General features: G+C 54.4%; 15 protein-coding genes. 5 read left to right on the forward strand and 10 right to left on the reverse strand.

From position 1 onward, the window contains the following. Together LJE94_08110 and rsgA are read left to right on the forward strand one after the other, a co-directional pair. Positions 1–264, forward strand: a 264-nt coding sequence (locus tag LJE94_08110; protein MCG6910071.1) for a hypothetical protein, incomplete at its 5' end; no start/stop codon positions are given. Between the two features lie 599 nt (positions 265–863). Beyond that, on the forward strand, positions 864–1,976 hold the full coding sequence (gene rsgA, locus LJE94_08115) for a ribosome small subunit-dependent GTPase A (GenBank protein ID MCG6910072.1): 1,113 nt from the start codon (positions 864–866) through the stop codon (positions 1,974–1,976). Between the two features lie 52 nt (positions 1,977–2,028). On the opposite strand, the gene LJE94_08120 is transcribed toward rsgA, so the two are convergent. The 9 genes from LJE94_08120 to ffh all read right to left on the reverse strand — a co-directional run bounded on the left by LJE94_08120 (position 2,029) and on the right by ffh (position 7,279). Next, the gene (locus LJE94_08120; protein ID MCG6910073.1) at positions 2,029–2,400 is read right to left on the reverse strand and encodes a YraN family protein; all 372 of its coding nucleotides are present in this window, start codon (positions 2,398–2,400) and stop codon (positions 2,029–2,031) included. Between the two features lie 123 nt (positions 2,401–2,523). Beyond that, positions 2,524–3,132: a ribonuclease HII gene (locus LJE94_08125; GenBank protein MCG6910074.1), complete on the reverse strand. Its 609-nt coding sequence runs from the start codon at positions 3,130–3,132 to the stop codon at positions 2,524–2,526. 1 nt (position 3,133) lies between these two features. Next, positions 3,134–3,481 (reverse strand): 50S ribosomal protein L19, encoded by a 348-nt coding sequence (gene rplS, locus LJE94_08130; protein MCG6910075.1) that lies wholly within the window; start codon positions 3,479–3,481, stop codon positions 3,134–3,136. Between the two features lie 93 nt (positions 3,482–3,574). Then, the gene (locus tag LJE94_08135) at positions 3,575–4,150 is read right to left on the reverse strand and encodes an RNA methyltransferase (protein ID MCG6910076.1); all 576 of its coding nucleotides are present in this window, start codon (positions 4,148–4,150) and stop codon (positions 3,575–3,577) included. After that, positions 4,086–4,874, reverse strand: a complete 789-nt coding sequence (gene trmD, locus LJE94_08140; protein MCG6910077.1) for a tRNA (guanosine(37)-N1)-methyltransferase TrmD — start codon at positions 4,872–4,874, stop codon at positions 4,086–4,088. The genes LJE94_08135 and trmD overlap by 65 nt, the downstream gene beginning before the upstream one ends. Beyond that, entirely contained in the window at positions 4,875–5,402 is a 528-nt protein-coding gene (rimM, locus tag LJE94_08145) for a ribosome maturation factor RimM (GenBank protein ID MCG6910078.1), read from the reverse strand. 4 nt (positions 5,403–5,406) lie between these two features. Then, positions 5,407–5,637 carry a KH domain-containing protein gene (locus LJE94_08150; protein MCG6910079.1) on the reverse strand — a complete coding sequence of 77 codons (231 nt, stop codon included), beginning with the start codon at positions 5,635–5,637 and terminating at the stop codon, positions 5,407–5,409. Positions 5,638–5,680: 43 nt separating this feature from the next. Then, entirely contained in the window at positions 5,681–5,935 is a 255-nt protein-coding gene (gene rpsP / locus LJE94_08155) for a 30S ribosomal protein S16 (protein ID MCG6910080.1), read from the reverse strand. A gap of 12 nt (positions 5,936–5,947) precedes the next feature. Beyond that, positions 5,948–7,279, reverse strand: coding sequence for a signal recognition particle protein (gene ffh, locus LJE94_08160; protein MCG6910081.1), 1,332 nt, complete (start codon positions 7,277–7,279; stop codon positions 5,948–5,950). Positions 7,280–7,486: 207 nt separating this feature from the next. Here ffh and rlmN point away from each other — a divergent pair, with 207 nt between their 5' ends. After that, positions 7,487–8,545: a 23S rRNA (adenine(2503)-C(2))-methyltransferase RlmN gene (gene rlmN, locus LJE94_08165; GenBank protein ID MCG6910082.1), complete on the forward strand. Its 1,059-nt coding sequence runs from the start codon at positions 7,487–7,489 to the stop codon at positions 8,543–8,545. A gap of 19 nt (positions 8,546–8,564) precedes the next feature. Here the strand turns inward: rlmN and LJE94_08170 are convergent, their stop codons facing one another. Next, positions 8,565–9,560, reverse strand: a complete 996-nt coding sequence (locus tag LJE94_08170; GenBank protein ID MCG6910083.1) for a tRNA 4-thiouridine(8) synthase ThiI — start codon at positions 9,558–9,560, stop codon at positions 8,565–8,567. A gap of 228 nt (positions 9,561–9,788) precedes the next feature. Here LJE94_08170 and nth point away from each other — a divergent pair, with 228 nt between their 5' ends. Both nth and LJE94_08180 read left to right on the forward strand, forming a co-directional pair. Next, positions 9,789–10,427, forward strand: coding sequence for an endonuclease III (nth, locus tag LJE94_08175; protein ID MCG6910084.1), 639 nt, complete (start codon positions 9,789–9,791; stop codon positions 10,425–10,427). A 19-nt stretch (positions 10,428–10,446) separates the two neighbouring features. After that, positions 10,447–11,370, forward strand: coding sequence for an alpha/beta hydrolase (locus LJE94_08180; protein MCG6910085.1), 924 nt, complete (start codon positions 10,447–10,449; stop codon positions 11,368–11,370). Positions 11,371–11,378 lie beyond the last annotated feature (8 nt).

Below are 11,378 nucleotides of genomic sequence, written 5' to 3' on the forward strand. Positions count from 1 at the left end.
CCCGACAAAGGCAAGGTCAAGGTGATCGATCCGCGCATTCTGAAAAAAGAGAAGAGAAACGATTTCAAGATCACCCGGGCCAGCCGGTTGCGGTATCGCACACGCTATTTCACGGACTCGGGCATCATCGGATCCAGGGAGTTCGTAACCAGACACTACCAGCAGTTCAAGCATCATTTTCAGTCGAAAAACGAGAAAGTACCCAAACCGATCCAGGGTCTTTCGGGGATCTACTCCCTGAAACGGCCTTCGGAATTGATCTGATCAGACAACCTCCCCTATTACAGTGTTTTCAGCCGGTTTAAAGGGCCGGCGTGCGCCCGCACGATAAAATCCCACCTTGAAGCATCCGCCCATCACTATGTTTCCGGCGATTGTTTTATCAGGCTGGACAAATACCAAGACCGAAAAGTTTTTTTAGGGCAAAGATAAGTGTAAAAATTACTAAGAACCTGTCCCCTATGATTTATTTTCAAAAAACTTGACAGCATCTTGTTTACGGACTACTAGACCTACCTCTACCAATAAGATGTTGATGAGGTTTTTTTGTTAAAGAAATTAATGGATATTGTGTCAATCGTTGCTGACAAGGGATCTACCCCTTCGGTGACGGATTGATCATAGTTCTGCAATAAGCAAAACAAGCTTTTCAGCTTTATAATGGATCTGTTTCGCCAGATCTGTTCCTTAGCAGACTCCTATCTGAGATTGCGCCGTCACGGCTGTTTCCTTTGTAAGCAACGATTCAACCTTTGTTTTACCAATAGATTATAACAATTAGCGGTAGGCTGTTTATCTGCCTTTGGTATCCTAGGCCAAGATACATGGTTGTGGATAAAGGTAACAAATAGAGGAGTTAAACAATGATTACAAAGCAATATAAAGACAGAATAGCAACAAGCAACAATCAGCATCTTTTACAGCTGGGGTGGACTTCCCATTTTGAGGCACAGCTGGGAAACGTCCGCAGAGACGAATTCATCCCGGCCAGAGTTGTCGGGGTAATGAAAAATACCTTTCGTATCAATAATGGAAAAGGCGAATGGCTCGCTACCGCATCCGGAAGGCTCAAGCGCCAATCTGATTGCGTGTATCCGGTTACAGGGGATTGGGTCCTGATGGCCGATACCGTGATTTCCAAGGTCTTAGCGCGGAAAAATACGCTGTCACGTGGCGCTGCAGGCACACATGGCAAACAAAATGGGCTACCGCAGAAAGAACAGATAATTGCGGCAAACCTCGATACCGTGTTTGTCGTTTGCGGACTGGACCGTGATTTTAACCTGCGCCGTATCGAACGATACCTGACCCTGGTATACAACTGTGGCCTGAATCCCGTCATCATTCTGACAAAAGCAGATCTTCACCAGAACCCGGAGCGTTTCGTCACTGCAGTGGAACCGGTTGCCTTCGGGGTTCCGACGCACCTGGTTTCGGCGCTGGATTGCAAAGGGCTGGCTCATCTGGAAGCATATTTAACTTCAGGACAGACCACCGTTATGGTTGGGTCTTCCGGTGCCGGTAAATCCACCCTGGTGAATCGGCTCTACGGTAAGACATTGCAGGCTACCGATTCGATAAGCAGTCGTGTGGGGAAGGGAAAGCACACGACTACCAGCCGGGATCTGATTATGATGCCCCAGGGCGGAATGGTGATTGACAATCCCGGTATCCGTGAAATCGCTTTCTGGAATGATGATGACGGAATCGGTGTCGCCTTTCCGGAGATTGAACATCTTGCCCGAGAATGCCGTTTTTCCAATTGCAGCCATATCCACGAACCGGGTTGCCGAATCCTTCAGGCGTTAACTGCCGGAGAGATTTCGCATGACAGAGTGGAAAATTACCAAAAGATGAAACGTGAGCTGTCCTATCTATCAAACCGGCAACGCAAGCGTTCCGACCGAGTGGAAAAGGAACGTTGGAAAGAGGTGTCGTTGAAAATTAAGGCGATGAAAAAGCGAAAACGCAATTGATGAAATTTAAAAAACCGATATCTGGTTTTCAGTTGGACTGCCAGTGAATGGGTCAGGGGTATGCAAGGTCGAAGGCATTGCGGACAAGCTCGATCTCCGTATACCCCTCCAGATCCAGGATGCTGACGACATCGAATCTGGCACCGGCATCGCTCTGGTTGGTGAGTTTTAGATAATACAGGGCGGCCTTGGAGATGCTTCTCTGCTTTCGAGGAGTGACCGCAAATTTAGGGCTGCCGTATGATCGGGAGCGGCGGGTCTTGACTTCCACGAAAACCAGGGTCTTCTTCTCTTTGGCGATGATGTCGATCTCCCCGGATTGGGTCCGGTAGTTCTGCTCGAGAATCTTGTAACCCCGCTTTTTCAGATATCGCACGGCAACGTTTTCGCCTTTTCTGCCGACTGACTGTTTGCTATCCGTCACAGATTTTTTCCCATTGTCGAGGCTTTCCTTCAGTCACGGGCGACCACTGACGAGCGCCGGATGCCCGCCGGCCTTGGATTTTACACCCATAGAACCTAACACCTATAACGTAAAACGATCCGTTTAGACATATTCCTTAACACCCTTGAAACTCCGCCGGTGAATGGGCGTGGCCCCGTATTCCGCGATAGCGGCCCGGTGGGCCTTGGTGGGGTACCCCTTGTGCCCGGCGAACCCGTACTGGGGAAATTCCCGGTCGTATCGCGCCATCATGTTGTCCCGGGTCACCTTGGCGATAATGGATGCCGCTGCAATCGAAACGCTTTTGGCATCCCCCTTGGGAATGGGGTCTTGATGGATCTCCGCAGGAATTTCGAAGATGCCGTCGATAAGGAGGCAATCCGGCCGCTGACCGAGGCAGGCGACCGCCATGGCCATGGATTGGAGGGAAGCTTGCAGAATGTTGATTTCGTCTATGCGGGACGGGCCAACAACGCCGACGCCGACGGCAACGGCGCGCCGGTATATTTCGCCGAACAGGGTCCGCCGTTTTTTGTGGCTCAACTTTTTTGAATCATCCACGCCTGCAATGTCGCAAGCGGCAGGTAAAATAACGGCCGCAGACACGACGGGGCCGGCCAGGGGACCCCGGCCGGCCTCATCGACGCCGGCGATGTTTTTGAAACCCTTCTCCCGCGCGGCGTTCTCGTACGCCCACATGTCGGTCGTCATTTTAGGTTAAGCGGCGTTCCCTGATCCTGGCGGCCTTGCCGCGCAGCTTGCGGAGGTAGTAAATTTTTGCCCGCCGCACCCGGCCCCGCGTAATAACCTCGATACGGTCAATAATCGGCGAATGCATGGGGAAAATACGCTCCACCCCGACACCGTAAGACACCTTGCGCACCGTAAAAGAAGCGTTGGTGGACCCCTTGCGCTTGCTGATCACCACCCCTTGAAACGCCTGAATGCGCTCCTTTTCACCTTCTTTGATTTTCACGTGCACCCTGACGGTATCGCCCGGAATGAAGTGGGGCAGGTCCAGGCGCATCATCTCCTTTTCCAACTGCTTGATCTTTTCCATCTTATCGACTCCAATGATTGTATTTCACCTGCTAGGCGGGTGAGTTTTTCCCTTTTTCCGTTTCGACTATCGATTCTTGAACCTAAGCTGGACTCATCTACGCACTAACAACCGGTCCAGCATGATCGCCGCGGCCGACCGTACCGGCAGATGATTGTAGTCCGTTCCGCCGGAAAGCGGTTCGAGCACGTAATCGGCCCGCTCCATGAAGCTGTCCGCCAGCCCCCAGGCCGTACCCAGCGTCAACACCGCCGGCTTTCCGCTTTCGAGCATGGCCCGGAACTGCCCGAAACTCATATGGGGCGGTTGCGACCTGGCGCTGGTGGCCACGGTTACCGGATCGGCTTCTTCTTCCCGGCCGATATCAGCCAGAACCTCGTCGTAGGATTCTTTGACGCGAATCAGAAGCAACGCTTCGCGCCTGAGCGGGTTGTAATCCCCGCCGGCCCCGGTGACCCAGTGAGCCACAATTTTATCCACGAGGTCTATCTGGTCCTTGAGGGGCGTCACCACGTAAAAGGAACGCACGCCGTAGGTTTTGGCCGTCCTGGCAATATCGTGAAGATCCAGGTTGGTCACTGCCGAGGCGATGGTTTCCCCGTTTTTACTCACCACCGGGTGGTGAATCAACGCCACGTGCAGATTGGGCCCGGACAATGCTTTCAACACGGCGACACCATTCCTTCAACACTTGCACTTCCCGCTGCGTCAAGGCCCTTTCTTCCAGCAGATCCGGTCTTTTCAGAAACGTCCTGACGATCGAGGTCTCAAAGCGCCACTTCTCGATTTCCCGGTGGTTGCCCGAGAGAAGCACTTCCGGCACCACGTGACCGTTAAAAACCGGCGGCCGGGTAAAATGGGCGTGCTCCAGCAGGCCCCCTGAAAAGGAATCCCTTTCCGCAGAGTCATCTCCGCCGAGAACACCGGGAATCAGCCTGGTGACCGCCTCCATGACGATCATGGCCGCCAGTTCTCCGCCCATCAGCACATAATCGCCTATAGACACCTCTTGGTCGATGAAATCGTAGCAGATCCTTTCATCGATCCCCTCGTAACGGCCGCAGACCAGAATGAATCCGTCCCTCTCCGCGAACGAGCGGGCCATCTCCTGGTTGAAAGGGCGCCCCTGCGGTGTCAGCAGAATGGTTTGCGACAACGGCGACAGACGCTTTGCCTCACGGACGGCATCGGCCAGGGGCTCCGGCTTCATCACCATGCCGCTCCCCCCGCCGTAGGGCCTGTCGTCCGTCGTTCTGTGCTTGTCCGTCGAAAAATCCCTGATATTCAGGGCCGCAGCGCTGATCTGCTTCTGGGCAATGGCCTTGGCGACAATGCCATAATTCCAGAACCCCTGGAACATGTCCGGGAATATGGTTAAAACAGTGAAATCCATTCAAAGATCCCGCAACCCCTCCGGCAGATCGACACGCATCAATTTGCGTTTGACATCGATCTCCCTGACCACCCACTCGAGAGCCGGGACCAGTATCTCCTCAGGTTCTCCATCGATCTCGTTTTTAACCACATACACATCGTTGCTGCCGGTCTGCATGATCGAGGCCACACGACCAAGGTACTCGTTTTCGACGGTATAGACGGAAATCCCGATGATGTCCGACCAGTAGTACTCCCCCTCCTCCAGATTCTCAAGCGATTCGCGCACGACGAAAAGATACAGGCCCTTGAGTTCCTCGGCCTGGCTGCGCGTGGTTATCCCCTCCAACGCCAACAGCAGGGTTTTATGGTGCGGTCTGACCCATTCGACAACAAACGTTTTCGAGCCTCCGCCGACGTCGATATAAACAGCGCCGCCGGGTTTGAAACTGGATGCAGATTCGGCATATGAAGAGACCTTCACAGCTCCCTTGACGCCATGGGCGCCGAGGATCCTGCCCAGTGCCAGAAAACGATCCTCATCCACGGAACTATTCGATAATCTCCAGGACCGTCCGTTTCTTGATCTTGGCCGATGCCGCGCTCAAAATGGTCCGCATCGCCCTGGCGGTTCTGCCCTGTTTACCGATCACTTTCCCCAGATCCTCTTTTGCCACCTTCAGTTCCAGCACGGAAGTCTGGTTTCCCTCAATCTCGTCCACAGATACCTGATCCGGATGGTCAACTAGCGCCTTAGCAATGTAATAGATAAGATCTCTCATCGCATCGCTCCTTTGTTGGCTGTTGAGAATTAGAGTAGAGGTATTATGCTGGATTTACGAACAAGCCTTCCTTTTTCAATATGCTTTTTACGGTGTCCGATGGAAGCGCACCCTGGTCGATCCAATATTTTACCCTGTCGGTTTTCAGGGTCACCTCGGCCGGGTCCTGCAACGGGTTGTAGCTGCCGACGGCTTCGAGGTATCTCCCATCCCTGGGACTCTCGCTGTCGGCCACAACAATACGGTAGTAGGGTCTCTTTTTGGCACCATGTCTGGCCAGACGAATTTTAACTGACATACATTTTCTCCTTCAGAAAGGCAGCGCTCCACGGCCTAGTCCGCGCATGCCGCCCTTGTTGATCTTTTTCATCATTTTTAATATTTGTGCATAATTTTTCAATAACTTATTTACATCTTGTACACGAGTTCCGCTCCCCTTTGCAATCCTTTTTCGCCGGCTCCCGTTAATAATGGCGTGCTGGCGGCGCTCTAAAGGGGTCATCGAGTTGATGATGGCCTCGATGCGCACGAACTCCCCGTCGTCCACCTTGAGGTTTTTCAGCTGCTTTGCCTGGCCCATGCCGGGGATCATGTTGATCAAATCGGAAAATGACCCCATTTTCCTGATCTGAACCATCTGGTCGCGAAAATCTTCCAGGGTGAACTGGCTTTTGCGCAGCTTCTTTTCGAGTTCGACCGCCTTTTTTTCATCCATGACGGACTGGGCTTTTTCGATCATGGTCAGCACGTCGCCCATGCCCAGTATCCTGGAGGCCATCCTTTCCGGATGAAACGGCTCGAGTTCACTCAGCTTTTCGCCCACGCCGATGAATTTGATCGGCTTCTGTGTAACGGTTTTAATGGATATGGCCGCGCCGCCGCGGGCGTCCCCGTCCATTTTGGTCAGCACCACCCCGCCGATATCCAGTTCGTCGTCAAAGGACTTGGCGATGTTGACGGCATCCTGGCCGGTCATGGCATCGGCAATCAGCAGGATTTCCGAAGGGCTGACGGCCGCCTTGATCTGCCGCAGTTCCTCCATGAGCGCCTCGTCGATATGCAGCCTGCCTGCCGTGTCCAGCAGCAGCGTGTCGCACCCTTCCTGCTGGGCCGCCACCCTGGCCCGCTGGCATATGTCCACCGGCGCCATGCCCGTGTCAGAGGGAAATACGGGCACGCGAAGCTGATCGCCCAGTTTTTTCAGCTGATCAATGGCCGCCGGGCGATAGATGTCGACGGGCACCAGATAGGGGTTGTTCCCATTTTTTCTTAAATATACCGACAACTTGCCTGCGGTGGTCGTTTTGCCGGATCCCTGAAGCCCCACCAGCATGACCGACACCGGCCTGGTCCCGGTCAGGGTCAATTCCTGGTGTTTCCCCCCCATGAGTTCGGTGAGTTCCTCGTTGACAATCTTGACGACCTGTTGCCCGGGCGTCAGGCTGGACATGACCTCCTGGCCCAGTGCCCGCTCCTTGATGCCGGCCACAAAGGTCTTGACCACCTTGTAATGGACGTCCGCCTCCAAAAGGGCCATCCGGACCTCTTTGAGACCGTCCATGATATTCTTTTCTGAAAGCTTGCCGTGGCCTTTCAGTTTTTTGAATACTGTGTTAAGCTTGTCGCTCAGATTGTCAAACATGAAAACTCGCTTTTCGCCAGTTCCGCACAGCGAAGCGGACGGAGCCACACCAACCGTCAACCTGCAATCATGAAATTATTGAGAGTAATATTATATTGATTAGATGTCAAGCACAAAATGGATGCATCCATCGCCGGCACACCTGGGCGAACCATCTGAATATGCTGACATTTTACAAAATAACGAGCATAGCGCCTCCCTGTCCTCATGTCTCCTGGATCCCAAAAACCGGAAATTAAAAACCTGACACCCGAACAGCTGGCCACCTGGTTTCAGCAGCACGGCATGCGCACATTTCGCGCCCAACAGGTGCACAAGTGGATATACCTGCGCCAGGCCGAAACCTTTGAACAGATGACGGACCTGTCCAAGGCCGCCCGAAAGCTCCTGTCCGATCATTTTACGCTCCGGCGCCTTGAAATCAAGAAAACGGAAACATCCAGGGATGGGTCCAGAAAATATCTGTTTGAACTGCATGACGGCAACCTGATCGAAAGCGTGTTGATACCGGAAAAGAATCACGACACCCTCTGCATATCCAGCCAGGTCGGCTGCGCGCAGGGATGCCGTTTCTGCCTCACGTCACGCGGCGGGTTTGTCCGCAACCTCAGCGCCGGTGAGATCATCTCCCAGGTGAGCGATATCAGGCGCGACATTGGTCCCCAGGGCAAACTCACCAACGTCGTGCTCATGGGCATGGGGGAACCCCTGGCCAATTACGACAACGTTGTCGCCGCCCTGAATATCATTACCGACGGCGATAGCGGCCTCAAGATCTCCACTCGCAGGGTAACGCTCTCCACCGCCGGCCTGGTACCCAACATCCCGCGTTTAGGGAGGGACGTACAGGTCAACCTGGCCGTCTCCCTGAATGCCGCCGACAACGAAACCAGGAATGGGCTGATGCCCATCAACCGGAAGTACCCGATAGAAAAACTGCTCGCTGCCTGTAAGGCCTATCCCCTGCAAAACCGCAGAAAAATCACCTTCGAATACATCCTCATCAAGGGCGTCAATGACTCGCCTGCCGAAGCCCGGCGATTGGCCGCGCTCCTGAGACCCGTGCGCGCGAAAATCAACCTGATCCCCTTCAACGTCCATGCGGAAAGCACCTTCGAATGCCCGGATGAAGCAACGATCCTGGAATTCCAGCAGATTCTCACGAATGACAATTACACCGTCATGATCCGGCGCAGCAAAGGCGGCGACATCTCGGCCGCCTGCGGCCAGCTGCGGGCCAAGGCGAGGCTTGATGTAAGGCGTTGAAAACGCCCCGATGGCTCAACTAGATAAGCATCTTGCTGACGCTGCCGGGTTTGATCGGCAACACGGTGACCGTCCTGCTCCCGGATGGAGCACCCACCTTCACCTGCACCGGCCCGTCCCCGGGTGCTTTGGTGTAGCCGGCGCAGATGGCGGCCGCCAGCAAGACCGTCCCCTCGTCCCCGCCACCGGGCATCACGACCGTCGGTCCGGGGTACCCGATCGTTTTCAGGCTTGTGTCTTCCCGGGGGTTGAAGCAGCGCTGGATTCTCTCGTTGTCTGCTTTGGTGCGTCCCACCACGATCTTGGTGTGCCCGTCCAGCCGGAAGTGGCGTCCGTACTTTAAAAGCTCCAGCGCATTTTCCGGGGTGTCCTCCTGATGCCGGAACAGGTCGCGAAGGCGGTTGGCATACCCCTTGTCCGTGAGCAGGCAGCCCCCTGCCGGAGCCGGGTAGTCGGCGATGCCGTAGTGCCTGGCCAGGCGGATCTGGTCTTTGCGCCCCCTGCCGGCGATGCCCAGAAGCTTCTTTCTGTCCACCAGCCCCTCTCTTTCGGGGACGGATTCTTCCAGGCGCAGGGCACTCAGCGGACGGATCAGGTAACCGTCATATCCCGAATGTTTTTCCACGTACCTCAAGGACGGCCGGGTCTGGGACATGGGGCGCTGGCCCAGCACCTCCCCGCTGAACAGAAAATTAAAGCCCTCTTTTGCCATGACTTCGCCGGCCAGCCGGAACATCAGGGCGTGGCAATCCAGGCAGGGATTCATGTGCTTGCCGTAGCCGCAGGGCGGATTTTTCAGCATCTCAAGATATACGGGAGTTATCCGCTGCACCCTTAAAGGGATTCCCGTCATGGCCGAGGCTTTCCTGGCCTTATCCGCCGCAAAGAAGGGGGTCTCGAAGCTTATCCATTCTACGTGGATGCCCTGTTCACGCAGAACCACCCCGGACAGGATGCTGTCCAGCCCCCCGGAACACAAGCCCAGCCCTTTTATTTTTTTTCGATTGCTATTCATGCACGCCTCTACTAATAACAAATTTTCATTCTATTAATTTGAACCGAGATAGCGAGCGCATTCCCTGCAGCTTGCTGCAGGGTAAGCGAGCGAATCATAATCGATAGAATTCCTTGCGGTGAAGATTCCCCTTACGCTTGCTGCGGGGAGTGTTCAATATCAACACCAATAAGCCGCCAGGGACCGATGTTCCTCTTCCAGAGTTCGCATCGAATGTGAAAATTTGTTATGAACACCGATAAAAAAAGAACCGCCAGAATTCGTAAAATACTAAGGGCGCGCTACCCAGAAGTCAAGACGCAGCTGGACTACGAAACCCCCTTCCAGCTGCTGGTCGCCACCATACTGTCGGCCCAGTGCACCGACAAACAGGTCAATCGCGTCACCGCCGCTCTTTTTAAAAAATTGGCCACGCCGGAGGATTTTCACAGGGCCGGACTATCCGTCATCGAAAAACTTATCCACTCCACCGGCTTTTTTCGCAACAAGGCCCGCAATATCAAGAACTGCGCCGGCGTGCTGATGGAAAAACATGACGGAAACGTCCCGGCCGACCTCGACGAACTGGTGAAGCTTCCCGGCGTAGGGCGCAAGACCGCCAATGTCGTCCTGGGGGCGGCCTTTAACATCCCCGGGATTGTTGTGGACACGCATGTCGCCAGAATTTCCCGGCGGCTGGCGCTTACCGATAACAAGGACCCGGTAAAAATCGAGTTCGATCTCATGACACAGATCCCCAAAAAGGATTGGGACGCTTTCTCCCTGCGGTTGATTTACTTCGGCCGGGAACTCTGCAAAGCGAGGAAACCGCTCTGCCCCGACTGTCCCATGAACAGCCTCTGCACCTTCCCGGAAAAGACGACATGACCAACCCGGGCATGATACCATGACTATTATTACAATCACCATTTTATGCCTGCTCCTGCTGGTGATCGGCATCTATTGCTTTCCGGTCCGCAGGGCTTCCTTCGACAGCCTCTACGCCGATGTACCCGAAAAGGAGCGTGATGGTCTCAGGGCCTTTCGTTCGGATTGCCAACCGCGGCTTGTTCGGATCGAGGGCGATGAGTGGCGCTATCTGATTACCGGTGAAGGAAATCGGTCGATTGTTTTCCTGCACGGCATGGGTGGCGGCTATGACATCTGGTGGCAGCAGGTACGTCACTTCGGTAAAAATTACCGTGTGCTTGCCATGACCTACCCGCCCATCCACAATCTGGCGGATCTTTCCAAAGGCGTTATCGCCATCATGGACAAGGAAGGGCTGGAAAGCGTGCGTCTTGTCGGCAGTTCCCTGGGTGGTTATCTGGCGCAGTACATCGTCAGGCACTATCCTGCCAGGATCGAAAAGGCCGTTTTCGGCAACACCTTCCCGCCCAACGATATTCTGGTCAAGCAGGCAGGCCGCATGCGCTGGCTCCTTCCGATGCTCCCGGAATGGATGATCATGGCGAACCTGCGAAAAACAACGGATGCTTCGATAGTTCCCGCATCGGGCAACTCGGAGCTGGTGGGCGCCTATATGCGTGAGCAATCCCGCGGCATGATGCACAAGGCCCAGTTCGTTTCCCGCTTTCAATGCGTTCTCGACCACTTCGACCCACCGGATGTCGAAGGCCTGGGAGTTCCCGTCCATATTATCGAGGCCGACAACGACCCGTTGGTAAACGAGGCATTGCGGGAATTACTGAAAGCCACCTACCCAACGGCAGCGGTCAAAACCTTCCACCGGAAAGGTCACTTCCCCTACTTGAACGCCGCAGAAGCATACAACCTCACCCTGGAAGAATTCTTTAACGGCAAACAATAATTGCCCGC

Source organism: Deltaproteobacteria bacterium, from assembly GCA_022340465.1.
Taxonomy (GTDB): Bacteria; Desulfobacterota; Desulfobacteria; order Desulfobacterales; family B30-G6; genus JAJDNW01.

Coding starts and splice junctions, on each gene's coding strand:
- trmD (MCG6910077.1), bottom strand. CDS start 4,874: ATGGATTTCACTGTTTTAACCATATTCCCGGACATGTTCCAGGGGTTC.
- LJE94_08125 (MCG6910074.1), bottom strand. CDS start 3,132: ATGACGACCGACATGTGGGCGTACGAGAACGCCGCGCGGGAGAAGGGT.
- LJE94_08150 (MCG6910079.1), bottom strand. CDS start 5,637: ATGAGAGATCTTATCTATTACATTGCTAAGGCGCTAGTTGACCATCCG.
- rsgA (MCG6910072.1), top strand. CDS start 864: ATGATTACAAAGCAATATAAAGACAGAATAGCAACAAGCAACAATCAG.
- nth (MCG6910084.1), top strand. CDS start 9,789: ATGAACACCGATAAAAAAAGAACCGCCAGAATTCGTAAAATACTAAGG.
- rplS (MCG6910075.1), bottom strand. CDS start 3,481: ATGGAAAAGATCAAGCAGTTGGAAAAGGAGATGATGCGCCTGGACCTG.
- ffh (MCG6910081.1), bottom strand. CDS start 7,279: ATGTTTGACAATCTGAGCGACAAGCTTAACACAGTATTCAAAAAACTG.
- rpsP (MCG6910080.1), bottom strand. CDS start 5,935: ATGTCAGTTAAAATTCGTCTGGCCAGACATGGTGCCAAAAAGAGACCC.
- LJE94_08180 (MCG6910085.1), top strand. CDS start 10,447: ATGACTATTATTACAATCACCATTTTATGCCTGCTCCTGCTGGTGATC.
- LJE94_08170 (MCG6910083.1), bottom strand. CDS start 9,560: ATGAATAGCAATCGAAAAAAAATAAAAGGGCTGGGCTTGTGTTCCGGG.
- rlmN (MCG6910082.1), top strand. CDS start 7,487: ATGTCTCCTGGATCCCAAAAACCGGAAATTAAAAACCTGACACCCGAA.